Raw genomic sequence first — 26,653 nt, forward strand, 5'->3', positions numbered from 1 at the left:
CGGCGCCGAGAGGCAGGCCCCGCAAGCTCCCCATCGGCGAGCAGCGTGCGCGGGTGCTGGGTGCGGCGGAGGGTGTCTTCGCGGTGCACGGCGCGCAGGCCGCGACGATCGAGCAGATCGCCCGGCGCGCGGGGGTGTCCCGCCAAGCCGTCTACGAGCAGTTCGGCGATCGCACGTCGCTGTTCGCCCAGGTCGTGGCCGACATCGAGGAGCGCGCCTTCGAGGCGATCGGCGCGCCCGCTCTCGATCTCTCGCAGCCCGAACTCCGGTCCTGGGCGCGCGCGAACTACGCCAACATGTTCGCCTTCGTCGCGGCGAATCCCGACGCGTTCCCGGTGCTGCGCGAGGCGGAACGCATGGGCGACCCGGCGCTGACCCGGCTCCGTGAACGGCTCGCGGGGGTCTATACCGAGGCGAGCAGGCAGCGCTGGGCCCGCCACGGCGTCGATTCCGGCCGCGCGGACAAGGCCCTGGTCACGCTGTTCTTCGCGATGACCGAGGCACTCGTCCAGGCGAGCTGGGACGGTGAGCCGCCCGACGCGGACGCGCTCATCGACCTGCTCACCGAATTCACCGTCGGCGGCGTGGTCCGTCTCCGGACGGCCGCCGCCGACGTGATGGAAAGACTGCGCTAGGCCGCGACGGCTTCCAGTGACTTTTCAGCCTCTTCGGCGACCGTCGCCAGATCCGGTGATGAGACGACCCTGTTGCGGCCGTTGCGCTTGGCCGCGTAGACGGAGGCGTCCGCCGAGGCCATGACCTCGTCGATCGTCCGGCCGTCGAACGGGAAGGCCGCGACGCCGACCGACGCCGTCCGCTGCTCGATGACCACGGGATTGCCCTCGTTGTCCTGGGTCTTGATGACCATTTCGCTGATCCGCTGCCGGATGCGCTCGGCGACCGCGACGGACTCCTTCTTCGACGACGAGGTCAGGAGCACGACGAACTCTTCGCCGCCGAAACGGCCGGCGAGGTCCTGCGTCCGGGTTTCGGCCTTGACCAGCGCCGCGACCCCCTTGAGCACGTCGTCGCCCGCCAGGTGGCCGTAGGTGTCGTTGATGCTCTTGAAGTGGTCGAGGTCGATCATCAGCGTGCCGAACTGGCCGTTCTCGCGCTCGGCGCGGGCGACCTCGCGCACGGCGCCCTGCTGCCAGGTCGTGGCGTTGAGCAGCTGGGTCTTCTGGTCGGTGGTCGCGAGCTCTTCCAGCTGCTTGATCAGCACCGAACGCTGCAGCAGGTAGAGCGGCAGGAAGACGAGCAGCACCAGCACCGGCTGGTGCGGCAGCACGGCGAGCACGAGCGCGCCGATGCAGACGGTGGAGGCTTCGAGGATGTTGTCGTCCCAAGAGCCGAGGAGCGTCTGCACGGTCGCCTTCTTGGGCGCCGCGAAGTACAGGCCGGTGCCGGTGAAGACGGCGTTCATCAGGAAGAAGGCGAGGCTCGCGACACAGATCGACGTCACCGACGCGATGTCGGTGCCGGCGGCCTGCACGGCCGCCCAGGCGGCGAACGCGGTCAGCGTCATCGATGTGGCGTTCGCCACAGTCCGATGAGGATTGACCGTGCGAAGGCCTGCCCAGCTGCGGTATCCGAGGTGAAGATAGATCACGGTGACGAGAAGCGCGGTCAGCTGCGGCGGGAGCAGAATCGCGCCCGGCAGCACCCAGACCGAGGTCATGTTGATGTGCGGGGTGACGCTCATGCTGCGGCGCTGCCGCTCGATCCGGCGGGTCGCCTCGGTGTGCGCGATGGCGAGCCCGGCGAGCAGAAAACAGAGCAGGACCTGCGAAGACGTGATGGCGATGGATGCGGCGAAGACCCCCGTCAGTGCCAGCATCGTCGCCACGGAAAGCCCGGTGTAGGCGATCCAGTTCTTAGGCCTCTTCCACAGCTCCCACGTCGCTACCGTGAGAGCCGAACGATGTCCAGCGCGTTCCTCCGATGTGATCATCTTTCCCCCTGACTCTTGCGTCATTCTCCGAAACCCCCTACTTACGGACAGCTTCTACCGACTTGCGGGCTGTCGACAAGCTCCCTAGGTGTGTACTTTTCTCTGAGAGGTCGAGGGAAAGGTGCCAGCGATGGCCGGTAGGGATCAGTGAACTGGGGCGCGCGCCGGAAGGCCGCGCGATCGGGCCGGCGCGTGGAACACCTCAATGTTCTGCGCGTGCGGCGTCTTTTTCCTGCCACCGTTCCGGGTCGCCGCTGAGGGTCCGCCACCAGCTCAACGCCAGCGGGACGGTCAGCAGCAATCCCGCAAGCCCGAAGACGCCGACCGTCGACTGCGGACCCATCTGATCCGCCAGGATGCCGCCGATCAGGGGACTCACGCCCATCGTCGTGGTCAGCCCGGTGTTCGACAGGCCCATCACCTGCGCCCGGCTCTCGTCCGGCACGGCCAGCGTCAGTGACGCCGTCGCCTGCATCAGCGCCACCGTGCCGAAGCCGCCGCAGAGCACGAACAGCACGATCGACGACAGCGGACCGGGCTGCAGGAAGCACAGCAGCAGCGGAATCGCCGTCAGCGCGGAAAGCGGCCCGATCAGCTTGGGTCTGACGTGCGCGGGCACCCAGCGCGAGTAGATGAACGCGCCGATCACGCTGCCGATCGGGTCGGCGGCCAGCAGCAGGCCGATGATCTCGGGCCCGCCGCCCGACGAGGCGACGTAGGGCGCCGCGATGCCCTCGTACACCGGCAGCAGTCCCATCAGCCAGGTGAACAGCAGCAGCGAGCGCAGTCCCGCGCTGGCGAAGACGATCTTCCCGCCCGAGCCGATCGACGCGAAGAACGACTTGCGCTTCTCGCCGGACGCCGCGGCCGGGCGCGTGGCCAGCCCGAACCGGACGAACAGCGCCGAGATCACGAAGGTGACCGCGTCCAGCGCGAGGGCGATGTGGGGTTCGAGCGTGGTCAGCAGGAGACCGCCGCCGGCGAACCCGGCCAGCTGCGCCGATTGGACCGTCATGCTGCGGATCGCCATGCCGACGACGAAGCGGTCGCCTTCGAGGATCTGCGGCAGCAGGGCGAGCTGGGCGGCCTTGAACGGCGGGTTCAGCAGCGAGACGGCGCCGACGAGGACGCACAGGACCCAGAACGGCAGCACCGGGACCGCGACGAGCGCGATCAGCAAGGCCCGTAAGAGGTCGACGACCACCATCACGGTCCGGCGGGGGAAGCGGTCCGCGAATCCGGTGAGGAAGATGCCGCCGAGCAGCGACGGGGCGTAGGTCAGCGCGTAGGTGAGACCGGTCAGGGTCGCGGAGCGGGTTTCGGTGAAGACGAGGACCGAGAGGGCGACCCTGGCGAGCTGGTCGCCGAAGATCGAGAACAGCTCGGCGAACCAGAGCGAACGGAACTCGGCTACACCGAACACCTCTCGGTAAGTGACCCGTCCGGCCGAAGCCATGTTGCCCCCAATAGGGTCCTTATTACGCGACAAACTCGTGACCGAGAGTAACGCGGTCACGAGCTCGTCACGAAGCGTCATTCGTTCACGTAAGTGTCTCCTGACTGTTGGTGATTGGCTAGGTTCTTTCGCCGGGTTTCTGGAGTCGGAGATCTTTTTCGCAGATGAGCCACTGTTCGCCGGGATGTTCCGATGACCGGCACGACCGTGCGGACCTGCGACTTTCGGCCGTTTCGGGTGTTTCGCCGGTAAAAGTCGCGCGCGGTCGCCCTGCGCGGCGCCGGAATCCGCCTCGGGGTGACGTGTCGCCGGGAGTCCGGCCCCGCGTCTTCGCGGAGCGTGTCCGAAGCCTCCTTCGACTCCGCTGTGCGACCGCCGGACCATCGGGGCGTTCGGCCGAATGGATTACCGGACCACCATCCGGTGGAGTGAACGGCTCAGCCGTCGACCGCGAGTACTTCCCGGGCCGAAGCCGCTTTCGCGGCGTCGCGTTTGGCGACCTCCTCGCGCACGATCGGGATGACGTGACGGCCGAAGTCGATCGTGTCGCCGAGCATGTCGTACCCGCGCGCCGAGAGGATGTCGACGCCGAGGTCGTAGTAGTCGAGCAGGGCCTGCGCGACGGTCTCGGGCGTGCCGACCAGCGCGTTGGAGTTCCCGGCGCCGCCGGTCGCGGCCGCGGTCGGGGTCCACAGGGCCCGGTCGAACCGCTCGCCCTCGGCGGCGACCGCCAGGAGCCGCTGCGAACCGGTGTTCTCCGGGCTCGTGAGCGAATGCCGCCGGGTCAGCTGCCTGCCCCCGCTCGTACGGGCCTTGATGGCGTCGACCGTGCGGTGCGCCTTCTCCCAGGCGAGGTCTTCGGTCGGCGCGATGATCGGGCGGAACGCGACCTGGATCCGCGGGACGTCGGTGCGGCCGGCGGCCTTCGCCGCGGCCTTGACGGACTCGATCTGCTCGGCCGTCTGCGCGAGAGGCTCGCCCCAAAGGCAGAAGATGTCCGCTTCGGCCCCGCCCGCCGCGTACGCCGCCGGAGACGAGCCTCCGAACGAGACGCCAGGGCGTGGCTGCTGCACCGGACGGACGTCGAGGACGAAGTCGGCGAAGCGGTAGTGCTCGCCTTCGTGGTCGAAAGGCTCTTCGGACGTCCACGCCTGCTTCACGATCTGGATGTACTCGCGCGTGCGTGAGTAGCGCTCGTCCTTCGTGAGGTAGTCACCTTCGCGCTGCTGCTCGTGGTCGCTGCCTCCGGTGATGAAGTGGACCGTGAGCTTCCCGTCCGAGAGCTGGTCCAGCGTGGCGAACGTCTTCGCCGCGAACGTCGGATACGAGACGTTCGGCCGGTGTGCCAACAGGATCTGGAGCTTGTCGAGCTTCGCCGCGACGTACGCGGCCGCCTGCGCCGGGTCCGGTCCGCTGGAACCGTACGCGAACAGCACCCTGTCCCAGCCGAACTCCTCGTGAGCCCGCGCGAGGCGCAGCGTGTAGTCCTTGTCGAAGACGCCGCCCGAACGCGGATGTGTCTCCGAACCGTCGTTGGTGCCTCCGATACCCAGGAATTCGACCGGCATCGTCCGTCCCTCTCGTCAGTGTCCCCCTGCACGACGAGTACGCCCGGGTTCCTCGGCGTGCCAAGGAGTTCCGCTCCTTGAGAACCCGCACGCGCCACGGAATCCCGGCGTAGCTTCGGCTTCGTGAGTACCGCAGACCTTCCCTACGTGCTCGCGGTGGTCGGCGCCGGTCCGCGTGGGGTGGGCGTGCTCGAGCGGCTCGGCGCGAACGCCGCCGAGCTGCTTCGCGGGCGGCGGCTGGTCGTGCATCTGGTCGACCCGTTCCCGGCGGGACCCGGGCGGGTCTGGCGCTACGAGCAGTCGCCGCTGCTGCGGATGAACTCCATGCCCGAGGACGTCACGGTCTTCACCGACGACACCGTGCGGATCGATGGCCCGATCCGCCCCGGGCCATCGCTGATCGAGTGGGCGCGGCAGGTCCGCGAGGGCACGCTCGGCGCCGAGGTCGACGACAGTCTGCGCGCCGAACTCGAAGCGCTGCAAAGCGATCACTTCCCGACACGACGGCTTCAAAGCGCGTATCTCGCGTGGTTCCACCGCAAGGTCCTCGCGGAACTCCCGGCCGGGATCGAGGTCGTCGAGCACCGGGCCCGCGCGGTGCGGCTCGAAGACGGCGAGCCGCAGTCGCTCTGGCTGGAGGACCGCGCCGAACCTCTCGCAGTGGACGCGGTCCTGTTCACTGTCGGGCATCTCGACGCCGAACCGGACGAACGGGAAGCAGAACTCGCCGACTTCGCCGTCCGCCATGAGCTCGCCTATTACCCCGCCGGTTACACCGCCGACGTCGACTATTCGGCGATCGTGCCCGGGGAACCCGTGCTGGTGCGCGGATTCGGTCTCGCGTTCGTCGATCTGATGCTGCTGCTGACCGAAGGGCGCGGCGGCCGTTTCGAAGAGCAGGCTTGCGGCGGACTGAAGTATCACCCCAGCGGAGCAGAGCCGGTGCTGCACATCGGTTCGCGTCGCGGAGTGCCTTATCACGCGAAGATCGGCTACCGGCTGAGAGGGAAACCGGTGCAATTGCCCCGGTTCTTCGACGCGTACGCCATCGAGAAGTTCTGCGAGGTCCCCGGGCAGATCGACTTCCGCCGCGACGTCTGGCCGCTGATCTCGAAGGAAATCGCCTGGGCCTACTACCACGAACTGTTCACCGCGCACCCCGAACGGGTGCGCATGGACTTCGCCGTCTTCGCCGACGCCTTCGCGGACGCGGCACCCGGCGAACTCGAAGCGCTGGTCGCGCGGGCGGTCCCGGCGCCGGACGACCGGCTAGACCTCGGCAGGCTCGATCGGCCGATGGCGGGCGTCGAATTCGGCACGGCCGAGGAGTACGGCAAGGAACTGCGCGAGTACGTCGAAGCGGACTTGAGCCGCCGGGCGGACGCCGAGTACAGCGCGGATCTGGGCGCGTTCACGGCGTTGTTGTCCGTGATGGGCCAGCTGCCCGCGCTGGTGCAGACCGGCAGGCTCGACGCGGCCTCGCAACTGTCCGATTTGGACGGCTGGTTCCTCGGCTTCTTCTCGTACTTCGCCAGCGGACCGCCGCCGCGTCGGCTCGAAGAACTGCTCGCACTCCAGGAAGCCGGGCTCGTTTCCTTCCTGGGCGCCGAAACCCGCGTGTCGGCAGACGAGGAACGCCGGGTGTTCGTCGCTTCCGGCGTGAGTTTCCCCGGCGAGACCGAGGCGCGGACACTCGTCGAAGCGCGACTGCCCGAGCCGAGCATCACCCGGGCGTCCGATGTCCTTTTGCGACAGTTGCGGGACAGCGGCGCGCTCGGCGAGGAGGCCGTGCTCGACGCCGTCACCGGCGAAAAGCTGCTCGCCGGTCGCATCCACACCCGCGTCTCCGACGGCCGGATGCTCGACGGCGAGGGGCGGCCGCATCCGCGCCGGTTCGCCCTGGGGCCGCACACTTCCGCACGGTCGGCCGGGGCGTTCACGCGGCCGCGGACCAACGCGATCTCCTTCCGGCAGAACGATTCAGTGGCGCGGGAGATCCTGAAGCTGGCCTAACCCGCGGCGAACTCCGTCAGCCGCCGGACGACCTCGGAAGGCGCGGGCATGGCGGCGATCTCGTGGCGCGCCTTGGCCGCCACCTCGCGCACGCGCGGGTCTTCGAGCAGGTGTTCCCCCTGTTCGAACACTGCGTCCGCGGTGACCTGATCCCCGAGCAGCGCGCGGCCGGCGTTGGCCGTCTCCAGCATCTCCGCGTTGAAGAACTGGTCCGCGCCCTGCGGCAGCAGTAGTTGCGGCAGACCCGCCGAAAGCGCGCCGAGCACGGTCCCGGTCCCGCCGTGGTGCACCACGAGATCGGCGCGCGGAAGGATTTCGGACTGCGGCACGAAACCGGCGACGTGGACGTTCGGCGGCAGGTCACCGAGTTCGCCCGGATCGCCGGGACCGCGCGCGACCAGGACGTCCACCGGCAGCCGGGCGAGGCCGTCGATCGCCGCGCGCAACGGGCCCGTGGCGCCGAAGGCGACGGTGCCCAGCGTCAGGTAGACGAGCGGCCGGTCGCGTCCGTCGAGCCACGACGGCAGCGTGCCCGGTTCGTTCCACGGAACCGGCCGGAGCCGGAAGACCGTCGGCAATCCGATCAGCGCCGGGTCGCGGAAGCTGTCCGGCCACACGTCGATCCCGGCGTCGCCCAGCATCAGGTCGGCGGGCGGATTCCCGTCCCACAGCGGGGTGAGCCGGGGCGCGGCGACGGCCATCAGCTCGGCCGGTATCGAGCGGCCGATCACGTGGGACACCACCGGGATCCGGGCGCGCCGGGCGGCGGTGGCCGCGCCGACGTCGCTCATCTCGTAGACGATCAGATCCGGCCGGAGCACGGGCAGCAGCGGCGTCAGATCGGCGATCGTGGTGCGCGGCAGGATCTCGGCGAAGATGGTGAGGGTGTGCTCCAGCAGGTCGCCGCCGCCTGCTTCGTCGTCGGCCTCCTGGATCGAGATCCCGACCTTGCGCGCGTCGAAACCGAGTGCGCGGACCTTGTCCAGGAACGCCTCGCCGGTTCCGAAGACGACCTCGTGCCCGGCGTCACGGGCGGCGATCGCGAGCGGCATCAGCGGGTACAGGTGGCCGTAGGCCGGGCGGCACGTGAAGAGGATGCGCACCTCTTCGAAGGTACTAGCTTTCCCACACCCTGGAGGGCAGCTCTTTCCGCACGATGGGGATGACGTCGGAGGCGAAGAGTTCCAGGACGTCCCGCGCTTCCGCGGCCGCGAGGCCGTCGAGTGAGACCGCCTGCACCTCGTGCCCGAACGACGCGTGGTAGTCGCCGATCTTGTCGATCACCTGTTCCGGGCTCCCGACCAGCGCGGACCCGTTGGCGATCTTGTCCTCCAGCGTGGTGAACTCCGACTTGTTGTGCTGATACGCGGGTGTCTTCGTCAGCGCCTCGAAATACGGCCGGTACCCGTCCAGCGCCGCCTGCGAGGTCTTGGCGACGTACAGCCCGCCCGCGCCGGAACCGACGAGCGCGTCCGCCGGGTCGTGGCCGTACTCGGCCCACCGCCGCCGGTAGTGATCGATCAGGTCGGCGTACTTCTTCTTGGGGTGGAAGCCGTTCGCGGTGAACAGCGGGTCGCCGAACTTCGCCGCCAGCTCGGTCGACTCGGTGCTCGACGCGCTCCCGTGCCAGATCCGCGGCCGCGCGTGGAACGGCCGCGGCTGCGTCGTGACGTCCGTCAGCGGCGTGCGGAACTCGCCCTCCCACGTCACGCCCTCCTCCAGATAGAGACGGCGCAGGAGAGCGAACTTCTCCGCCTGGTACTCCCATTGCCGTTCTTCTTCGAGGCCGAACAGCGGGAAATGCCGGGGATCGTTGCCCTTCCCGATCATGAGTTCCAGCCGCCCGCCGGAAAGCTGGTCCAGCGTCGCGTAATCCTCGGCGACGCGGACCGGGTCGAGCACGCTGATCACGGTCAGCGTGGTCAGCAACCGGACGCGTTCCGTGCGTTCCGCCACCGCGGCGAGGATCACGGGCGGCGCCGAGGAGAGGAACGGTTCGCCGTGCCGCTCGCCGACGCCGTACGCGTCGAATCCCAGTTCCTCGGCGAAGATCGCTTCGTCGACGACCCGGCGCAGGCGCTCGTGCTGGGGCGGCGTCGCGCCGGTCACCGGGTCGGGGTTGTTGGCGACGAGGGAAAAGAGCCCGAACTTCATCGTGCCTCCAACGGTTTCCGGCCCGGGATCGCGGCGAGCAGTTCCCGGGTGTAGTCCGCGCTCGGCCGTTCGAGGACGTCCTGAGCCGGACCGAGTTCGACGAGTTCGCCGCCGCGCAGCACCCCGACGGTGTCCGCGATCTGGCGGACGACGGCGAGGTCGTGCGAGATGAACAGGTAAGTGAGCCCGAGCTCGTCCTGCAGATCCGCGAGCAGCCGCAGGATCTGCGCCTGCACCGAGACGTCCAGCGCGGACACGGGTTCGTCGGCGACGATCAGTTCCGGGCGCAGGGCGAGCGCCCGCGCGATGGCGGCCCGTTGCCGTTGCCCGCCGGACAGTTCGGCGGGCTTGCGCTTCAGCACCGAAGAAGGCAAGGCGACCTGGTCGACCAGCTCCGCCGCCCGTGCCCGCCGTTCCGCCTTCGTGCCGACGCCGAACGCGCGCAGAGGCTCGGAAACGACGTCCTCGATGCTGAACTTCGGGTTCAGTGACGCGTACGGATTCTGGTACACCAGCTGGAACCGGCGCCGCAGCCGCCTCAGCTCCTCACCGCGCAGGGACGTGATGTCCTGGCCGTCGAACTCGACGACGCCGTCGGTCGGCGTCTCCAGCCGCAGGATCATCCGCGCGGTGGTCGACTTGCCCGAACCGGATTCACCGACCAGCGCGAGCGTCCGCCCGCGGGCTATGTCGAAGGAAACCCCGCCGACGGCACGGATCGCGCCGAAGGTCTTGCCGAGGTCGCGGACCGAAACCAGGACGTCGGACGACGGCGGTTTCGGCTCCCGCAGCGGGCTGTCGGAAAGGCTCGGTGCGGCGGCGAGCAGGTCCCGCGTGTACTGCCGCGCGGGAGCCGCGAGGATGTCGCCGGTGGCGCCCTCCTCGACCACGGCGCCCTGGGACAGCACCACGATCCGCGACGCCCGGTCGGACGCGACGCCGAGGTCGTGGGTGATCAGCAGGACGGCGGTGCCCGCTTCGGTGGCGAGTTCTTCGAGGTGGTCGAGGATCTGCCGCTGCACGGTGACGTCGAGCGCGCTGGTCGGCTCGTCGGCGATGATGAGTTTCGGCCGTCCGGCGAGCGCCGCGGCGATCAGCGCGCGCTGACGGAGTCCACCGGACAGCTCGTGCGGATACTGCCGTGCCCGGGCCTCCGGATCGCCGATCCCGGCCTTGCGCAGCAGTTTCACCGCCTCCGCGCCGGCCGTGCGCCGGTCCGCGAGGCCATGGATCAGCAGCACCTCGGCGACCTGATCGCCGATCCGGTGCACGGGGTTGAGCGAGACCGTCGGATCCTGGGGGACCAGGGCGATCTCGCGGCCGCGTACCGAACGCCACCCGCGGTCGGAGAGTTTTGCCAGGTCACGGCCGTCGAAGGTGATCTCGCCGCGGTCGATCCGCCCGCCGCGCGGCAGCAGCCCGATCGCCGCGTGCGCCGTCGTGCTCTTGCCGGAACCGGACTCGCCGACCACGGCGACGATTTGTCCCTTGTGGACGGACAGATCGACGCCGTCCACGGCGGGCACGTTCTGGTAGGACACCGCGAGATCGCGGATGGTCAGCAGCGCGCTCACCGCACGTCTCCTTCGATCGCTCGGGACAGCCGGTTCGCGGACAGCACCACGGCCGCGACGGTGAGTCCGGGGAAGGTCGTCATCCACCAGGCGGTGGCGAGGAAACCGCGTCCGCCCGCCACGAGCGAGCCCCATTCCGGGGTCGGCGGCGTGGCGCCGTAGCCGAGGAAACTGAGCGCGGACACCTCCAGCACCGCCGTGCCGAAGGTGAGCGTCGCGAGCGCGAGCACCGGGCCGAGCGCGTTGGGCAGGACGTGCCGTCCGAGCACTCCCGTCCAGCGCACGCCGCCCGCGCGAGCGGCTTCGACGAACACGCCGCTGCGGACACGCAGAACTTCGGCGCGCATCAGCCGGGCGAACTGCGCGAGATTCGCGACGCCGACCGCGATCGCGATGTTGGTCGTCCCGAAGCCGAGCGCGGTGACCAGCGCGAGCGACAGCAGGATGGACGGGATCGCCAGCAGGACGTCGACGCAGCGCATGATCGCCGAGTCGAGGGCGCCGCCCCGGAATCCGGCGAGCAGACCGAGCGCGGAACCGGCCACGAGCGCGACGAGGACGGCGATCACGGTCGCCTGCAACGAGAGCGCGGCGCCGTGGACCACCCGCGCGAAGATGTCCCGCCCGGTCTCGTCGGTGCCGAAGAGATGCGCGAGCGAAGGGCCCCGCATCTTCTCGGCGGGGACACCGGCGAGCGGGTCCTGGCCGGTGAACAGCCCGGGGACGACAGCGGCGAGCAGCGCGAAGGCCAGTACCGCGACCGCGAGGATCAGGCCCGGCCGTTGCCGGGTGCGTACGAGAACGTCAGGCATCGGCCGTCTCCCGGTGCCGGATCCGCGGGTCGAGCAGCGGATAGACGAGGTCCACGAGCAGGTTGATGACGACGAACACCAGCGCGGCGAGCACGATCACCGCCTGCACCACCGGGATGTCCTGCGCGGTGACCGCCGACGACGTCACGCGCCCGAGGCCGTCACGGGAGAACACCGTCTCGGTGATCACCGATCCTGCGATGAGGTTTCCCGCGACCACACCGGCGATGGTCAGCGTGGGCACCGCCGCGTTGCGCAGCAGGTGTCCGAAGTGGACTCTCAACCGGCTCGCCCCCTTTGCCAGCACGATCTCGGCGTAGGGCTCGGCGAGTTGCGTGCGGAGGCTCTTCGCCAGCACCTGCCCGATGATCGCGCCGGTCGGGATGGCGAGCGTGATCGCGGGCAGGATCAGCGACTCGAAGCCGTTCGATCCGAGCGCGGGCACCAGCCTGAGCTGGAAGGAGAAGAACTGGATGAGCAGGAGCCCCACCCAGAACGGCGGCAGCGAGATCCCCAGCGGCGGCAGCGCGAGCAGGACGTTGCTCAGCCAGCGATGCCGGGTGTAGGTCCCGGCGAACGCGATCCCGCCGCCGAACAGGATCGCGAGCACCAGGGCGAACCCGGTGACCGCGAGCGTCGGTGGCAGGGCGGAGACGACCATGTCCGTGGCGTCGTCCCCGGTGGCGATCGAGCGGCCGAAGTCGCCCTGCGCCGCGGCGACCAGGCGTTTCCCGTACTGCAGCGGCAGCGGGTCGTCGAGTCCGTACTCCGCCCTCGCCGCGTCCAGCTGCTCCGGCGTCACCGAAAGCCCTGCCTCACCCCCGCCGAGCTTCGCGCTGACCGCGTCGCCCGGCAGGAGGTAGAGGATCACGAAGGACACGGTGAACGCGGCCCACAGGACGAACACCGCTTGCAGGATCCGGCGGAACAGGTACCGCTTCACGAGCCGGACACCCAGGTGTCGAACAACTGCAGCCGGGACGACGCCTCGAAGCCGATGCCGTGCGCGTTCGGCCCGTGCGCCAGCACCTGGGTCAGCTCGAACACCGGTGCCGAGTAGCCGTGCTCGATGATCGCGCGCTGCGCCGCTTCGGCCGCAGGCTTCCGCTTCGCCGGGTCCACAGTGGACGACTGCACGTCGAGCGGCGCGTCGACGGGATTGTCCGCGGGGAGCTTGCTGCGGTTGTTCGCCTTGGTGGAGAACAGATTGCGCAGGATGTCCGGATCCGCGCGGGTGGTGTTGTACCAGAGGTACTCGTAGTCACCGCTCTGGGTGATCTGCACACTCTCGGCGGTGGTCCGCTGCTCGATCTGGAGATCGAAGCCGATCTTGCGCAACTGCTGCTGCACGAGTTCGAGCACGCTCTTGTTCTGGTTGAACACCAGGGAGAAAACGACCTTCGCGGTCAGGCGCCGGCCGTCCTTCGTGCGGATTCCATCGGGACCGGGCACCCAGCCCGCGCTTTCCAGCAGCGACTTCGCACCGGCCGGATCGTAGGCCAGCAACGGCGACAGGTCGGCGTAGAACGGCGTCGCCGAGCCCAGGATGCTGGTGGCGGGCTTGTAGTTCGGCGTCAGCACGGTGTTCGTGACCTCGGGCCGGTCGATGCCCTTGACCACCGCCTGGCGGACCTTCTCGTCGGTCAGCACACCCCTGGTGACGTTGGCGTGCAGGTTGAACACGACGCCGGGATTCGGGCGGGTGGGCTCGGTGAAACCGTTGCCGGTGAACTGCGGTTCGTCGACCGGCTGGACGTCGGTGATGGCGTCGAGCTGGGCGGAGGCGAGACTTCCGGTGCGCACACCGGGTTCCGGCACGATCTTGTAGGCGATCTTGTCGAGGTACGCCTCGCCCTGGTGCTTGAACAGCGACGAGCCCCAGTGGTAGCCCTTGCGTTTGGCGAGGACGATTTCCTGGTTCTGTTTCAGGCTTTCGAAGACGAACGGGCCCGAGCCGATCAGGCCGTTCCCCTGGCAGCGCTGGTCCGCGGTCTTCTGGTACGCGGCGGGCGCGAGGACGCCGAGCGACATCGTCGAGCTGGCTTGCAGGAACTGGGCGCTGGGAACGGAGAAATCGATCTTCACCGTCTTCGGGTCGACGACCGTCGTGCCCTTGTACACGGCCAGATAGCCGGAGCCGAGCTGGGATTTCGGGCCGAGTGCCTTGATCCCGTCGAAGCTCGTCTTGACCGCGGCGGCGTCGACAGGGCTGCCGTCGGAGAAGGTCGCGCCGTCGCGCAGGTGGAAGGTGAACGAGGTCGAATCCGCGTTGCTCTCCCACTTTTCGGCCAGCCACGGCTTGATCTCGCCGGTGGCGGGATCCTGGTCGGTCAGCGAATCGACCAGCTGACGGCCGACGTTGAGCGAAGCGTTGGTGCCGACCTGTTGCGGGTCAACGCAATCCGGGCTCGACGAGATCCCGAGCCGTAGTGTGCCCCCGGGTTTGGGCGGCCCGGCGTCGGCACCGGTCGCACCGCCGGCGGACGAGCAGGCGGTGAGGACGAGCGCCGTGAGCGCGAGCAAAGAAGTGGCGGCGGTACGGGACACCGGGTGGCCTCCAGCGGGGAACGGGGCGCTTGTCTGGAAAGAGCACTGCTGCTTGCGCCGACCCGATTCACGCTAATCACGACCTTGAGGCCCGCCCACATACTGAGCCCGGCTCCCAGCCCGCGAAACGTCCCACCTTTCCGCTTGACAGCGGTGAACGCGCGTGATGGCCCCCTTCACGCGGCTGAGCCGAGGGAAGGGGGCCTTCACGCGGGAAGGGGTCAGCAGCGGTTGAGCATGTCGGTGAGCGCGGTCTTTTCCGCCGACTTGATGGTGAGCTTGTACTTGTACTTCACCGTGGTCCACATCTTCGCGTAGGTGCACCAATACCCGGTGGACGGCGGCTTCCAGGCGTCCGGCGACTTGTCGCCCTTCTCCTGGTTGACGTTGTCGGTGACGGCGATCAGCTGCGGCGCGCTGAGGTCGTTCGCGAACGCCTGCCGCTGCGCGGTGGTCCACGAAGACGCCCCGGTGCGCCACGCGGCGGCCAGCGGGACGACGTGGTCGATGTCCACATCGGACGCGGCGGTCCAGGTGGCGTCGTCGTACGGGCTGAACCATTTGCCGGAGACGGCGGCGCAGCTGCTGTCCTGCTGGACGTCCGTGCCGTCCCGCTTCAGCACGACCTCACGGGTGTTGCAGCTGTTGCCCTGGTCGGCCCAGTGCGGGAACTTGTCGCGGCTGTACCCGCTCGACGAACCGTCCGCCTTGACGGTCAGCCCGGCCAGCTGGGTCTTGGCGGTCGCGGTCGACGGGATGCCCGGGGGCGTCGCTTCGGCGACGCCGACGATGCCCGCCGAGACGATCGCCGAAACGGCGAGAACGGTGAAGGAGCGACGAACAGCAAGCGCAGTTGGCATATTGCTGCCTCCGTGTCAGGTTTGGGGACTTGGTCACCATGCGACACGGATATGACCCACGCAACACCATCGGATGACACTCTGCTGGCTATTCGTGAACGGAGGGTGTCACGAGCAGGTCGGACGCGGTGTACGCGGCCGAAAAAGTTTCGGAAAGTCCAGCTGAAGGTTCTGGGCCGAACGGACTAGACGAGCCCACGGACCAGCCGGAGGTCTTCGGTATGCCGGTACCAGGTCCAGCGGCTCATCGCGCGCGGATGGGCGACGCCGTCGCTGCTCGGACGGGTCGGGATGCAGCCGAGCTGGAACGCCCGCGCGTACTGCGTCGCCGGCCGTTTGAAGAGCGTCCCCTTGGTCACGCGGACCATCAGCCCCGGCCCGCTCGCGTCCGGCTCGACCTCGATCGAGCGCGCGGGCCCGCGCAGGACGGTGTGCTCGTCGCAGTAGGCGACCCCGCGGATCATGCCGATCGAGCCCCGGCCGACGAGCACGCCGCCGGTGTCGTCGCGGATCAGCGGTACCGGGTCGACCTCGCCGCGCAACGCGAGCGCCAGCGCCCGCAGCGGCTGGGTCGGCAGGCTCCAGATGCGGGCGACGTCGGAGTCCGGCGAGGACGGCACGAAGCCGAGCGACACGCCGGGGAGCTGTTCTTTTCGTAACAGCCGGAGCGCGACGGCGGCGAGATCCGCGTCGGTGCCCGCGACCACCAGGTGATCGTGTTCCCCCAGCAAGGGGTCGATATCCGCCTTGCCGGGACGGCTCGGGACGCGCACCATCGCGACGTCGTCGATCTCCGGGAGTGTGGGCTCGCCCGCAGGACAGACCACCACTATTCCGCGCACCCGAAGGCCCTCCGTTACGCTCATGCACCGGCATTTACCAGCGCCAAAACCATCAGTCGCCGAACACCTGGAGTGTCACATGCCGGCCATCGTGCTGATCGGGGCCCAATGGGGGGACGAGGGCAAGGGCAAGGCCACCGACCTGCTCGGCGACCGCGTCCAGTGGATCGTGCGTTACCAAGGCGGTAACAACGCGGGCCACACCGTAGTCCTTCCCGACGGGCAGAACTTCGCCCTCCACCTCATCCCGTCCGGGATCCTCACGCCGGGCGTCACCAACGTCATCGGCAACGGCGTCGTCATCGACCCGGGCGTGCTGCTCGACGAACTCGCCGGGCTGGAAGAACGCGACGTCGACACCAGCAAGCTGCTGATCTCCGCCGACGCGCATCTGATCATGCCGTACCACGTGGCGATCGATAAGGTCACCGAGCGTTACCTCGGCAGCCGCAAGATCGGCACCACCGGCCGCGGCATCGGCCCCTGCTACCAGGACAAGATCGCCCGCGTCGGCGTCCGCGTGCAGGACCTGCTCGACGAGAAGATCTTCCGGCAGAAGGTCGAATCGGCCCTGGAGTTCAAGAACCAGGTGCTGGTCAAGGTCTACAACCGCAAGGCCCTCGACGCCGACCAGGTCGCCGACGAGGTGCTGGCCGCGGGCGAGAAGTTCGCGCACCGCATCGCCGACACGCGCCTGCAGCTCAACCAGGCCCTCGAACGCGGCGAGACCGTGCTGCTCGAAGGCTCGCAGGGCACGCTGCTCGACGTCGACCACGGCACCTACCCGTTCGTGACGTCGTCGAACCCGACGTCCGGCGGCGCGAGCGCGGGTTCGGGCATCGGCCCCGGCAAGATCACCACCGTGCTGGGCATCCTCAAGGCCTACACCACCCGCGTCGGCTCCGGCCCGTTCCCGACCGAACTGGACGACGAGTCCGGCGAGTACCTGCGCAAGCAGGGCGGCGAGTTCGGCGTCACCACCGGCCGCTCGCGGCGCACCGGCTGGTTCGACGCGGTCATCGCGCGCTACGCGGTGCGGGTCAACGGCATCACCGACTACTTCCTCACCAAGCTGGACGTGCTGTCCGGGCTGGAGAAGGTGCCGGTGTGCGTCGGCTACGAGGTCGACGGGTCCCGCACCTACGACATGCCGATGACGCAGACCGACGTGCACCACGCGCTGCCGATCTACGAAGAGCTGCCGGGCTGGTTCGAGGACATCTCGGGCTGCCGCACCTTCGAGGAGCTGCCGGCGAACGCGCGGGCGTACGTCGAGCGGCTCGAAGAGCTTTCGGGCGCGCGGATCTCGGCGATCGGCGTCGGCCCGGGCCGGGAGCAGACGATCGTGCGGCACGAGTTCGTCTGATCCCCATACGCGCGCTATGAAAGGTCCTTTCCTTGCAAATTTCGCAAGGAAAGGACCTTTCATTGCATCCGGGGTGAGCGTCCCGAGGGCTCGCACAGGCACGTGATCCCAGCCGGTGAACGCCGAAATATCCCGTCGACGGCGCGGTTAGCGTTGAACATGACCATCGGAGTGGCACTCCCGTCCGGCGACACCGCGAACGCCGTCAACATCGTCGACGAACTCATCACGCAGACCCGGCAGGCCGCCGACGCGGGCCTGACGTCGGCCTGGTTCTCCCAGCAGATGGAGCACGACGCGATCACCGTCGCCGCCCTCGCCGGCCGCGCCGTCCCGGGGATCACCGTCGGGACCAGCGTCGTCCCGGTCTACCCCCGGCATCCGCTGCTGATCACCGGCCTCGCCCAGACCGCGCAGGCCGCCACCGGCGGCCGGTTCGTCCTCGGCCTCGGAACCGGCGCCAAGAACTGGCTCGAACCGGCGTACGGCATCGAGTACCCGTCGCCGATCAAGCATCTCCGCGAGTACCTCACGATCCTCCGGCAGGTGTTCGACGGCCACGAAGTCGACTTCCAGGGCGAGACGGTCAGCGCGCACGCCAAGGGTTTCGCGGCTTCGCTCAGCGTCGCGGGCGCTTCGGACATCCCGCTGATCATCGCCGCGATGGGACGGCAGGCGCTGCGCGTCACCGGCGAACTCGCCGACGGCACGATCCCGTTCCTCGCCGGGCCGAAGGCGCTTTCGGACCTGATCGTCCCGGAGATCACCAAGGCCGCCGCCGGCCGTCCGGCGCCGCGGATCATCGCGATGGTCCCGGTCGTCGTGACCGACGATCCCGACGACGTCCGCGCGACGGTCGACAGGCAGTACGCCTTCTTCCGCGACATCCCCTCCTATCGCGCGGTGTTCGACGCCCAAGGCGTGGATTCCGCGGGTGAGCTGGTGATCGCCGGGGACGAGAAGACCGTCGCCGCCGAGATCCGGCGGTACTTCGACGCCGGGGCGACCGAGGTGATCGCGACCCAGACCGGGATCCGGAACAGCGAAGAGCGGCTTCGCACCTGGCACGTCCTGGGAGACCTCGTGAAGGGCTAGCCCGCTCCTCCCCGCGTATGTCAGGAAAGGGGCGTTCAAGACGGTTTTCGTCTTGAACGCCCCTTTCCTGACATCCAGGGACCCAGTGGCCTTGCTCACAGCGTTCGTATTGTGCATACTCGTGCGCATTGCGAACACAGCTGGAGGTCCCATGTCCCCTGCCGCGGCTCGTTCGTGGGTGGTCCCGCTCGCCTGGACGGCGGTACTGCTCGACGGATTCGACCTGGTCGTCCTGGGCACGGTGCTGCCCGCGCTGCTCCGTGACCACGTCTGGGGCCTGACGCCCGGCACGGCGTCGGTGATCTCGACGTTCGGCCTGATCGGCATGACGATCGGCGCGCTGGCGATCGGCACGATCACCGACCTCATCGGCCGCCGGAAGGCGCTGATCATCGCGGTCACCGCCTTCTCGGCGTTCACCGCGCTCTGCGCCCTCTCGCCGTCGGCGTTCGTCTTCGGCCTGCTGCGCTTCCTGGCCGGGCTGGGCCTCGGCGGCTGTCTCCCGACGGCCATCGCGCTGGTCACCGAGTACGCCCGCAAGGGGAAGGGCGGCAGCGCGACCACCACGGTGATGACCGGCTACCACGTCGGCGCGGTGCTCACCGCCCTGCTCGGCATCTGGCTGATCCAGCCGCTCGGCTGGCGGGCGATGTTCGTCGCGGGCGCGCTGCCCGCGCTCGTCCTGGTGCCGCTGATGATCAAGTACCTGCCCGAATCCGAATCCTTCGAGCGGGCGCGGGAGACGCAGGCGAACTCGGCGGCGGACGTCGTCGGCGGGCTGTTCCGCGGCGGGCTCCTGCGCGCCACCATCGCGTTCTGGGTGACGTCGTTCATGGGCCTGCTGCTGGTCTACGGGCTCAACACCTGGCTGCCGGAGATCATGCGCCAGGCCGGGTACCCGCTCGGCGCCGCGCTCGGGCTGCTGCTCACACTGAACCTCGGCGGTGTCGTCGGCCTGCTCGTCGCGGGGCGCGTGGCGGACAAGGCCGGTGTGCGGCCGGCGGTGATCTTCTGGTTCCTCGGGGCGGCGGTGTTCCTGGCCCTGCTGAGCGTCAAACTGCCCGCCGTCGGCCTGTACGCGGCCGTGTTCCTCACCGGCGGGTTCGTGTTCAGCGCGCAGGTCCTCGTGTACGCCTACATCGGCAAGACGTACCCGGACGCGATGCGCGCCACCGGGATCGGCTGGGCGGCGGGTGTCGGCCGGGTCGGCGCGATCTGCGGGCCGATCCTCGGCGGCGCGCTGCTGAGCGCCGGAATCGCGTACCCGTGGGGTTTCTACGCGTTCGCCGCGGTCGGGGCGGTGGGCGCGGCCGCCGTGACCGGAGTCCGCGCCGGCCGCGCCCGGGAGGACGCCGCTACCCCAGTTCCTTGAGTTCCTTTTCCACGGCGGCGAGTTCCGCCTCGGAACCCTGCACCTTCGGACCCGTGAACCACTTGCGTGCCGAGGCGAACCACCACACCGCCGCCCCACCGAGGACGACGAGGAAGGCGATCGGCGTGTAGTTGAAACTGTCGATGGTGACCGGCGATCCCTGCGGGAGCATGAACAGCACGAAGATGAAGCACACCCAGACGGTCGCGACGGTCCCGACGAGCTTGCCCCAGCGGCCGAGGTTCCACGGTCCGGGTTCGAAGTCGTCGCCCTTGCGCACCCGCAGGAACACCGGGATCACGTAAGCCACGTAAAGGCCGACGACCGCGATCGAGGTCACCGCCGCGTAGGCGGTCGCGCTCCACAGGTACGGCAGGGCGAGCAGGAGCGCGCCGCCCGCGGCCAGCCACACCGCGTTGGTCGGCGTCTGGGTGCGCTTGTTGATGCGGTGCCAGAACTTCGAACCAGGGATCGCGCCGTCGCGGGCGAAGGCGTAGATCATCCGCGAGTTCGCGGTCACCGACGCCATCCCGCAGAACAACTGCGCGCCGATGCAGATCAGCAAGAGGAACTTGCCGGTCGTCTCGCCGGTCGCGTCGATGAAGATCTGCGCGGGCGGCACCCCGGTCTCGGAGCCCACCGCGCCGTCGTAGTCCTGGATGGCGAAAGTGAGGCCGATCAGCAGGATCCACCCGGCGACCAGGGAGACGAGGATCGAGTTGATGATGCCGCGAGGCCCGGCCTTCGCCGCGTTCTTGGTCTCCTCGGTCATGTGGGCCGAGGCGTCGTAGCCGGTCAGCGTGTACTGCGCGACGAGGAGCCCCAGCAAGAAGACGTAGACCGGTGACGCCCAGCCCGTCTTGTTCACGAACTCGCCGAAGACGAACGAGGCGTCCTGGTGCTTGTCGGGCACGACGATCAGCACCCCGACGATGACCAGCACGCCCACCAGATGCCACCACACGCTGATGCTGTTCAGCAGCGCCACGATCTTCACGCCGAAGGTGTTCAGCAGGCCGTGGATCACCAGGATGATGCCCAGCAGCAGGATCGTGTGCCCCGGCGTCGCCTCGAAGCCGAACTGCAGGTCGAGGAAGGCGTTGAGGAACAGCGCCGCGCCGAAGTCGATGCCCGCGGTGACGGCGATCTGCCCGATGAGGTTGAACCAGCCGGTGAACCACGACCACGCCGCGCCGTTGCGCGGCGCGAGCTTCGCGGCCCAGTAGTAGAGGCCGCCCGCGGTCGGATAGCTGGAGCAGACCTCGGCCATGCCCAGTCCGACCAGGATGACGAACAGGCCGACCAGCGGCCAGCCCCAGATCATCGCGGCGGGCCCGCCGGTCTTCATGCCGAACCCGTAGAGGGTCAGGCAGCCGGAGAGGATCGAGATGATCGTGAACGAGACGGCGAAGTTGGAGAAGGTCGACATCGTGCGCCGGAGTTCCTGCGCGTAGCCGAGCTGGTGGAGCCGGGCACTGTCTTCGTCGGCGGGTTCGGCCTGCTTGTCTGAGACATCCATCGGGCACCCACTTAAAAGGTATGCGGACAGACCATTGAGATCCGCCGAAATTAGGCCCGCCCACCTGCGGATGTCAAGGTCCCGTCAAGAAACCCCTCCCGCCGGATGCCATGAAAGGCCCCTTCATCGCAAAATTTGCGATGAAGGGGCCTTTCATTGCGCTTGGGAGACTCAGCGCCCCCGGAAGGCCTTCACGGCCTCCAGCGCGGTGTCCGGGTGGTCGGCGAAGTACCCGTCGACACCCGCCTTGAGGAACGCCTCCTGCTCGGCGAACGCGTCGCCGTACTCGGCGAGGTTCGCCGAGGAGCGCAGGTTCTGCGGCAGGAAGTTGTTCTCGTTGCGGAACGTGTACGGCCCGACCTTCAGCCCTGCCTTGTGCGCGTCGGCCACGAGCGCGGTCGGCTTGCCCAGCGCGCCGTTCACCACCGGGATGACCTGCGCCTTCTCCGGGCCCAGGTAGTCGGCGTACTTCGAGATCTCCTTCAGGCCCGCCGGCGTGACGAGGTCCGCGTACGTACGCGGGTCGCCCTTCGCGACGAAGTCGGCCGGAGCGCCGGTCGCCGAGGTCAGCTGCAGCAGCGGCACCCGCACCTGGCGCGAGAGCTCGATCAGGTTCGAGACCTCGAACGACTGGATGATCACCGGCGCCTTCGGGTGGTTGAGCCCGTTGCGTTTGAGCAGCTCGACCAGCTTCGGCTCGGTCGGGTTCTTGATCGAGGAGAAGTAGGTCGAGTGCTTGATCTCCGGGTAGGTCCCCAGCTCACGGCGCAGTTCGCGGCCCAGCCGGCGCGTCAGGTCGAGCACCTCCTGGTAGGTGGCGATCTGATAGCGGCCGTCGTAGATCTTGTTGTTCGGCCGCAGCTGCGGGATCCGCTCGGTCGCGCGCAGGGTCTTCAGCTCGGCGAGCGTGAAGTCCTCGGTGAACCAGCCGGTGAACGACGTGCCGTCGATGACCTTCGTCGTCTTCCGGTTCGCGAACTCGGGGTGCTTCGCGACGTCGGTGGTCCCGCCGATCTCGTTCTCGTGCCGGGCGACCAGCTGCCCGTCCTTGGTGGGCACCAGATCGACGTCGACCCAGTCGACGCCCTGGCGGTAGGCGAGCTCATACGAGGCGAGCGTGTGCTCCGGGCGGTAGCCGGGGGCGCCGCGGTGTCCGACGATCACCGGCCCATCGTGGCCCTTCGCCAGCGCCGACACATCTCGGGCACCCGGCTCGGTGGCGCCCGCCAACCCTGTCACGCTGAGTACGGCGAGTCCGGACAGGGCGAGCACGCCCAGGCGCTTTCGCATGGTGGGTAACCTCTTTCGGTTGAACGCGGGGTACCGCGCCACCCTTGACGCAGGAGGCGTCCGGACGGCGAAGTCGGACCGGCGGAGCGCTGACCGCCGGGTGAACGCCGGATGGAACCACCCGCTCCAGGATGGCGACGTGTTCGTGGCTCACCGGCCCGGTTACCCTGTGCTTCGTGCGCGTACTGGTAATCGGGTCCGGCGCCCGTGAGCATGCACTCGTCCTCGCGGTCGCGGAAGACCCCTCCGTCACCGCGCTGGCCTGTGCCCCGGGCAACGCCGGCACCTCTTCGGTGGCCGAGCAGCTCGGCGTGGACGCGGCCGACCCCGAATCGGTCTCCGCCCTCGCCAAGCAGTGGCAGGCGGACCTGGTCGTGGTCGGTCCCGAGGTCCCGCTGGTGGCGGGCGTCGCCGACGCGGTCCGGAAGGCGGGCATCGCCTGCTTCGGCCCGTCCGCGTCCGCGGCCCGGATCGAGGGCTCGAAGGCGTTCGCGAAGGACGTCATGGCGGCCGCGAAGGTGCCGACGGCGCACTGTGAGGTCGTCGACAACCCGGCCCGGCTCGACGCCGCCCTCGGCCGCTTCGGCCCCACCTGGGTGGTCAAGGACGACGGTCTCGCCGCGGGCAAGGGTGTCGTGGTCACCACGGACGTCGACGTCGCGCGCAAGCACGCGCTGATGCTGCTCGACGGCGGTCACCCGGTGCTGCTGGAGTCCTTCCTCGACGGCCCCGAGGCCTCTCTCTTCTGCTTCGTCGACGGCCGCACGGTCGTCCCGCTGCTGCCCGCGCAGGACTTCAAGCGCGTCGGCGACGGCGACGCGGGCCCGAACACCGGCGGCATGGGGGCGTACGCGCCGTTGCCGTGGGCGCCGAAGGACCTGGTCGACGACGTCGTCGAGCGGATCGTCCAGCCCGTGGTCGACGAACTCGACGAACGCGGCGCCACCTTCTCCGGCCTGCTCTACGCCGGTCTCGCGCTGACTTCCGAGGGCCCGCAGGTCATCGAGTTCAACTGCCGCTTCGGCGACCCGGAGACCCAGGTCGTCCTGGCGCTGCTGCGCAGCCCGCTCGGCAAGGTCCTGCACGCGACGGCGACCGGCAAACTCGCCGATCTGCCGCCGCTGGACTGGGATTCCGGCGCGGCGGTCACCGTCGTGCTGGCCGCGGACGGCTACCCCGGCAAACCGAGGACCGGCGACGTCATCACCGGCGGCGAGTTCGAAGGCGTGCTCCACGCGGGCACCCGCCGCCGCGACGACGGCGCGGTGGTCTCCTCCGGCGGCCGCGTGCTTTCGGTCGTCGGCACCGGCAAGAACCTGAAGGCCGCCCGCAAGGACGCCTACGCGAAGGTCGAGAAGGTCCACCTGGCAGGCTCGCACCATCGCACCGACATCGCCCTGCTCGCCGCCAAGGGAGAGATCGCCACCCCGGTCTCGTGAATTCCGGACGGAACCATCCCGGTCCCGGTTGCGTCTAACCCGGTATTTCCTGCGAAGCTTAGGCGCTCGATACATCGGCGTTGGTAGCCTCGACGGGGCGGTTCGAGCGGCGCAAGGGGTGGGGAATGGCAGCATCGGGCAAGGTCCAGGACCTCACGTCGGCGGTTCCGACGCCGCCGTCGGTGGCCGACATCAGAGTGGATCCGTCGAAACTGCTCGAAGTGGCGAAGATCGTCGAAGAGCAGGTCGACGCGCTCCAGGACAAGCTTTTGACGCGGCTCGACCAGCTGCGCATCGACACTCCGGCCAACGACACCGTGAGCGTGCACTCGACCAACGTCTGGAACGAGCTCGTCGCCGACGGCGACCAGTCGTACGCCGCGCAGGTCAAGGCGTACGTGGCCGGTCTGCGGGGACTGGTCAACCAGCTCCGCACGGCGGCCAAGGAGTACAAGACCAGTGATGCGGACAAGGCCGCCGCGTTCGGGGACCGTGGTGTTCACCGGGCGTAGGCCTCGTGCACTGGTCTCCGGCGGGATGCTCACCCTCGTACTGGCCGGATGCACCACGGACACGGGTGGGCAGGCGTTTCCCGACGAACCGGCGCTGGCTTCGGCCACGCAGGGCGCCAAAGCGTCGGCGCTGCCGGCCAGGCCTGCCGAGCTGAACCTTCAAGGGGTCGATCCGTGCGCCTTGCTCACCGAGCCGCAACTCGACCAGCTCAAGATCAACAGCAAGCCACGCGCCGCCGCGGAGCCGATCGACGGCCCGACCTGTGTCTTCGACGCGGACGCCGCGGAGCCGTTCCACACCTATTACGTCCGCACGATCACCGCGGACGTCGAAGAGTGGTTCACGGGCAAGCGCCGCAAGAACAGCATGACGACGGAACCGAAGGCGGTCGGCGGGTTTCCCGCCGTCACGAACTACCGCGACGCCGGGAAACCGAGCGATTGCGAAACGCTCGTCGGTGTCGCGAAAGGGCAGACACTGGCGGTGCGAGCCGTCGCCGTCACCGCCGGCGCGCTCACCATGCCGCAGCTGTGCGGGATGTCCGCGCAGGCGGCCGATTCGGCTTTGCAGACCTTGAAAGCACGCAACTAGGGAGGGCGGCGTGAACGTTTCCGACCTCGCGGGCAGGCTCCGCGATCTTCGGTTCGACGGCTACACCGACACCGGGATCGCGACCGAGATCGAGCACTTCCGCAACGGCGACGGCACCGGCAGCATCGGCATCGCGGTCGAGGCGCTGAAGTCCGTCGCGGGCGCGCTCGCCGACACCGACAAGACGCTGCGTGACGAGCTGGGCAAACTCGGCGTGGAATGGCAGAGCGAAGCGGGTGGCGCCGCCGGTCAGGTGTTCACCGAGCAAGCGGGCTTCTCCCAGGACGCGAACTCGAAGGTCTCGCATTCCGCGGAGATGATCTTCGCGCAGGGTGAGGCCTTCAACCGGACACTGCACAAGCTGCCGGACCCGGAAGTGGTCCGGAAGGGCGCGGGCGGGTTGACCCTCGGCGACTTCGTGCTGAGCCTCGTCGGGTTCGAGACCGACCACGCCAAGAGCGTCAGCGCCGCGAACAACGCGCGGGCGCAGGCGCAAGAGGCGCTGAACGACTACGCCAAGACGAGCGGCGAGAACCTGCTGACGACCGACACGCTGGCCGATCCGCAGGCGATGAACCTGACCCAGACCACGACCACCGCCGGGGCGGGCGGTGGCTCCGGCCCGCTCAACCTCGCGGGCACGGCCACCGACCTGACCCCGGACGGCAGCGTGCTTCCCGCGTCCACCGCCGTCGAGTCGAAGTACGTGCCGCCGCCCGTGCAGCACGTCAGCAACCCGAAGTCGCCGTCCTACGACGCGCCGACCCCGGCCTACGGCGTCGCCATGGGCGGCGGGGTGTCCCGGAAGACCGGCGCGTCGGCGCCGAACGCCGGTGCCACGGTTCCCGCGGCCTCCGCGCCGACCACGCCGTCCGGCACTTCGCGCCCGGCACCGGCGCCGGGCAGCGGCTGGGTGACGCCGAACCGGCCCGCCCCGCAGCCCGAGACGGGCAGGCCGTCGTACCCGGTCACGGGTTCGCCCACCACCCCGCCGTTCGTCCCGCCGGGCGCGCCGAACCTGCCTCCGGGCTCCACGAACGTCCCACCGGGGCAGTCCACCGGGAGCCTGCCGCCGAGCAGCACCACGTCGGCGCAGCCCGTCGGCAAGTCGTTCGGCCCCGGCCCGGGCGCCGAAAGCGCACTGGGCAAGGGCCCCGGCTCCACCTCGGGCCCCGGCGTCTTCGGCGGCGGCGTCGGCGGGGGCACCGGTGGCGGCGACCAGGCGCTCGGCAAGGGCCGCTCGGTCGGCTCCGGACCGCAGGCGCCGATGGTCTCCGGCAACGAGTCCGGACGTGGCTTCCCGGCCATCCCGAAGGTCACCGGTCCGGCCGCGGGCGACCTCGGCGCGGGCGCGGCCGCGCTCGGCGCCGGTGTCGCGGGCGGTGCGCTGAGCGGCGACAAGGAACGCGACCGCCGTCCCCGCCAGGAAGGCGGCGCCGTCAAGCCGACCCGTCAGCTGCCGATCGGCGAGCTTCCCGAAGAGGAGGCCATGCGGCGCTCGGAGAAGATCGGCGCGAAGCAGCCGAAGGCCGAGTCGAAGTTCATGGAGCGCGCGGCGACCCAGGACGTCGATGAGGACGCGGAGCACATCAGGCGTTACGGCGTCGACGACAAGGACCTGTTCACCGACGAGCGCATGGTGTCGCCCGACGTGATCGGTGACCACGGCAACTCCGAAGCGCGCTGAACCT

At 69.1% G+C, this 26,653-nt stretch carries 22 protein-coding genes; 9 read left to right on the plus strand and 13 right to left on the minus strand.

The window, feature by feature from the left end; translation table 11 throughout:
• Window positions 1–53: 53 nt before the first annotated feature.
• Window positions 54–635 (plus strand): TetR/AcrR family transcriptional regulator, encoded by a 582-nt coding sequence (locus IE302_RS22260; protein ID WP_191256906.1) that lies wholly within the window; start codon window positions 54–56, stop codon window positions 633–635.
• Here IE302_RS22260 and IE302_RS22265 read toward each other — a convergent pair.
• From IE302_RS22265 to IE302_RS22275, 3 genes are all read right to left on the minus strand, one after another.
• Window positions 632–1,951, minus strand: coding sequence for a sensor domain-containing diguanylate cyclase (locus IE302_RS22265; RefSeq protein ID WP_191256436.1), 1,320 nt, complete (start codon window positions 1,949–1,951; stop codon window positions 632–634). The two genes, IE302_RS22260 and IE302_RS22265, sit on opposite strands and share 4 nt — an antisense overlap.
• A 202-nt stretch (window positions 1,952–2,153) precedes the next feature.
• Window positions 2,154–3,407 carry an MFS transporter gene (locus IE302_RS22270; RefSeq protein ID WP_191256437.1) on the minus strand — a complete coding sequence of 418 codons (1,254 nt, stop codon included), beginning with the start codon at window positions 3,405–3,407 and terminating at the stop codon, window positions 2,154–2,156.
• Between the two features lie 437 nt (window positions 3,408–3,844).
• Window positions 3,845–4,975, minus strand: coding sequence for an LLM class flavin-dependent oxidoreductase (locus IE302_RS22275; protein WP_191256438.1), 1,131 nt, complete (start codon window positions 4,973–4,975; stop codon window positions 3,845–3,847).
• A 123-nt stretch (window positions 4,976–5,098) separates the two neighbouring features.
• On the opposite strand from IE302_RS22275, the gene IE302_RS22280 reads away from it, so the two are divergent.
• Window positions 5,099–6,988, plus strand: a complete 1,890-nt coding sequence (locus IE302_RS22280; RefSeq protein WP_229907899.1) for an FAD/NAD(P)-binding protein — start codon at window positions 5,099–5,101, stop codon at window positions 6,986–6,988.
• On the opposite strand, the gene IE302_RS22285 is transcribed toward IE302_RS22280, so the two are convergent.
• From IE302_RS22285 to IE302_RS22320, 8 genes are all read right to left on the minus strand, one after another.
• Window positions 6,985–8,091: a glycosyltransferase gene (locus IE302_RS22285; RefSeq protein WP_191256439.1), complete on the minus strand. Its 1,107-nt coding sequence runs from the start codon at window positions 8,089–8,091 to the stop codon at window positions 6,985–6,987. The two genes, IE302_RS22280 and IE302_RS22285, sit on opposite strands and share 4 nt — an antisense overlap.
• A 13-nt stretch (window positions 8,092–8,104) precedes the next feature.
• A complete protein-coding gene (locus IE302_RS22290) occupies window positions 8,105–9,142 on the minus strand; it encodes an LLM class flavin-dependent oxidoreductase (protein ID WP_191256440.1) in 1,038 nt (345 codons plus the stop codon).
• A complete protein-coding gene (locus IE302_RS22295) occupies window positions 9,139–10,716 on the minus strand; it encodes a dipeptide ABC transporter ATP-binding protein (RefSeq protein WP_191256441.1) in 1,578 nt (525 codons plus the stop codon). Before IE302_RS22295 ends, IE302_RS22290 begins: the two co-directional genes overlap by 4 nt.
• Window positions 10,713–11,528: an ABC transporter permease gene (locus IE302_RS22300; protein WP_191256442.1), complete on the minus strand. Its 816-nt coding sequence runs from the start codon at window positions 11,526–11,528 to the stop codon at window positions 10,713–10,715. Before IE302_RS22300 ends, IE302_RS22295 begins: the two co-directional genes overlap by 4 nt.
• On the minus strand, window positions 11,521–12,471 hold the full coding sequence (locus IE302_RS22305) for an ABC transporter permease (protein WP_191256443.1): 951 nt from the start codon (window positions 12,469–12,471) through the stop codon (window positions 11,521–11,523). Before IE302_RS22305 ends, IE302_RS22300 begins: the two co-directional genes overlap by 8 nt.
• Window positions 12,468–14,075, minus strand: coding sequence for an ABC transporter substrate-binding protein (locus tag IE302_RS22310; RefSeq protein ID WP_191256444.1), 1,608 nt, complete (start codon window positions 14,073–14,075; stop codon window positions 12,468–12,470). The genes IE302_RS22305 and IE302_RS22310 overlap by 4 nt, the downstream gene beginning before the upstream one ends.
• A 221-nt stretch (window positions 14,076–14,296) precedes the next feature.
• The gene (locus tag IE302_RS22315; protein ID WP_191256445.1) at window positions 14,297–14,935 is read right to left on the minus strand and encodes an HNH endonuclease family protein; all 639 of its coding nucleotides are present in this window, start codon (window positions 14,933–14,935) and stop codon (window positions 14,297–14,299) included.
• A 185-nt stretch (window positions 14,936–15,120) separates the two neighbouring features.
• On the minus strand, window positions 15,121–15,801 hold the full coding sequence (locus tag IE302_RS22320; protein WP_373308013.1) for a hypothetical protein: 681 nt from the start codon (window positions 15,799–15,801) through the stop codon (window positions 15,121–15,123).
• Window positions 15,802–15,856: 55 nt separating this feature from the next.
• On the opposite strand from IE302_RS22320, the gene IE302_RS22325 reads away from it, so the two are divergent.
• From IE302_RS22325 to IE302_RS22335, 3 genes are all read left to right on the plus strand, one after another.
• On the plus strand, window positions 15,857–17,143 hold the full coding sequence (locus IE302_RS22325; RefSeq protein WP_005152479.1) for an adenylosuccinate synthase: 1,287 nt from the start codon (window positions 15,857–15,859) through the stop codon (window positions 17,141–17,143).
• Window positions 17,144–17,302: 159 nt separating this feature from the next.
• Window positions 17,303–18,238, plus strand: a complete 936-nt coding sequence (locus IE302_RS22330; protein ID WP_191256446.1) for a TIGR03564 family F420-dependent LLM class oxidoreductase — start codon at window positions 17,303–17,305, stop codon at window positions 18,236–18,238.
• Between the two features lie 151 nt (window positions 18,239–18,389).
• Window positions 18,390–19,610 (plus strand): MFS transporter, encoded by a 1,221-nt coding sequence (locus IE302_RS22335; RefSeq protein ID WP_191256447.1) that lies wholly within the window; start codon window positions 18,390–18,392, stop codon window positions 19,608–19,610.
• Here the strand turns inward: IE302_RS22335 and IE302_RS22340 are convergent.
• Window positions 19,594–21,129: an amino acid permease gene (locus IE302_RS22340; RefSeq protein ID WP_191256448.1), complete on the minus strand. Its 1,536-nt coding sequence runs from the start codon at window positions 21,127–21,129 to the stop codon at window positions 19,594–19,596. The genes IE302_RS22335 and IE302_RS22340 overlap by 17 nt on opposite strands.
• Before the next feature lie 171 nt (window positions 21,130–21,300).
• Window positions 21,301–22,419, minus strand: coding sequence for a glycerophosphodiester phosphodiesterase (locus IE302_RS22345; RefSeq protein WP_191256449.1), 1,119 nt, complete (start codon window positions 22,417–22,419; stop codon window positions 21,301–21,303).
• A 176-nt stretch (window positions 22,420–22,595) separates the two neighbouring features.
• Between IE302_RS22345 and purD the strand changes: the two genes are divergently transcribed.
• From purD to IE302_RS22365, 4 genes are all read left to right on the plus strand, one after another.
• Window positions 22,596–23,858 (plus strand): phosphoribosylamine--glycine ligase, encoded by a 1,263-nt coding sequence (purD, locus tag IE302_RS22350; protein WP_191256450.1) that lies wholly within the window; start codon window positions 22,596–22,598, stop codon window positions 23,856–23,858.
• Between the two features lie 125 nt (window positions 23,859–23,983).
• Window positions 23,984–24,370, plus strand: a complete 387-nt coding sequence (locus tag IE302_RS22355) for a type VII secretion target (RefSeq protein WP_191256451.1) — start codon at window positions 23,984–23,986, stop codon at window positions 24,368–24,370.
• A complete protein-coding gene (locus IE302_RS22360; protein WP_229907900.1) occupies window positions 24,321–24,962 on the plus strand; it encodes a DUF3558 domain-containing protein in 642 nt (213 codons plus the stop codon). The genes IE302_RS22355 and IE302_RS22360 overlap by 50 nt, the downstream gene beginning before the upstream one ends.
• A gap of 10 nt (window positions 24,963–24,972) precedes the next feature.
• Window positions 24,973–26,649 (plus strand): hypothetical protein, encoded by a 1,677-nt coding sequence (locus tag IE302_RS22365; RefSeq protein WP_191256452.1) that lies wholly within the window; start codon window positions 24,973–24,975, stop codon window positions 26,647–26,649.
• Window positions 26,650–26,653: the final 4 nt, after the last annotated feature.

The sequence above is a fragment of the Amycolatopsis oliviviridis genome, assembly GCF_014654365.1.
Taxonomy (GTDB): Bacteria; Actinomycetota; Actinomycetes; order Mycobacteriales; family Pseudonocardiaceae; genus Amycolatopsis; species Amycolatopsis oliviviridis.

Excerpts from the sequence above, each read along its gene's own strand:
- IE302_RS22315 (WP_191256445.1), bottom strand. The coding sequence starts at position 14,935 with ATGCCAACTGCGCTTGCTGTTCGTCGCTCCTTCACCGTTCTCGCCGTT.
- IE302_RS22355 (WP_191256451.1), top strand. The coding sequence starts at position 23,984 with ATGGCAGCATCGGGCAAGGTCCAGGACCTCACGTCGGCGGTTCCGACG.
- IE302_RS22325 (WP_005152479.1), top strand. The coding sequence starts at position 15,857 with ATGCCGGCCATCGTGCTGATCGGGGCCCAATGGGGGGACGAGGGCAAG.
- IE302_RS22330 (WP_191256446.1), top strand. The coding sequence starts at position 17,303 with ATGACCATCGGAGTGGCACTCCCGTCCGGCGACACCGCGAACGCCGTC.
- IE302_RS22270 (WP_191256437.1), bottom strand. The coding sequence starts at position 3,407 with ATGGCTTCGGCCGGACGGGTCACTTACCGAGAGGTGTTCGGTGTAGCC.
- IE302_RS22340 (WP_191256448.1), bottom strand. The coding sequence starts at position 21,129 with ATGGATGTCTCAGACAAGCAGGCCGAACCCGCCGACGAAGACAGTGCC.
- IE302_RS22290 (WP_191256440.1), bottom strand. The coding sequence starts at position 9,142 with ATGAAGTTCGGGCTCTTTTCCCTCGTCGCCAACAACCCCGACCCGGTG.
- IE302_RS22335 (WP_191256447.1), top strand. The coding sequence starts at position 18,390 with ATGTCCCCTGCCGCGGCTCGTTCGTGGGTGGTCCCGCTCGCCTGGACG.
- IE302_RS22345 (WP_191256449.1), bottom strand. The coding sequence starts at position 22,419 with ATGCGAAAGCGCCTGGGCGTGCTCGCCCTGTCCGGACTCGCCGTACTC.
- IE302_RS22360 (WP_229907900.1), top strand. The coding sequence starts at position 24,321 with ATGCGGACAAGGCCGCCGCGTTCGGGGACCGTGGTGTTCACCGGGCGT.
- IE302_RS22265 (WP_191256436.1), bottom strand. The coding sequence starts at position 1,951 with ATGATCACATCGGAGGAACGCGCTGGACATCGTTCGGCTCTCACGGTA.
- IE302_RS22300 (WP_191256442.1), bottom strand. The coding sequence starts at position 11,528 with ATGCCTGACGTTCTCGTACGCACCCGGCAACGGCCGGGCCTGATCCTC.
- IE302_RS22275 (WP_191256438.1), bottom strand. The coding sequence starts at position 4,975 with ATGCCGGTCGAATTCCTGGGTATCGGAGGCACCAACGACGGTTCGGAG.
- IE302_RS22320 (WP_373308013.1), bottom strand. The coding sequence starts at position 15,801 with ATGAGCGTAACGGAGGGCCTTCGGGTGCGCGGAATAGTGGTGGTCTGT.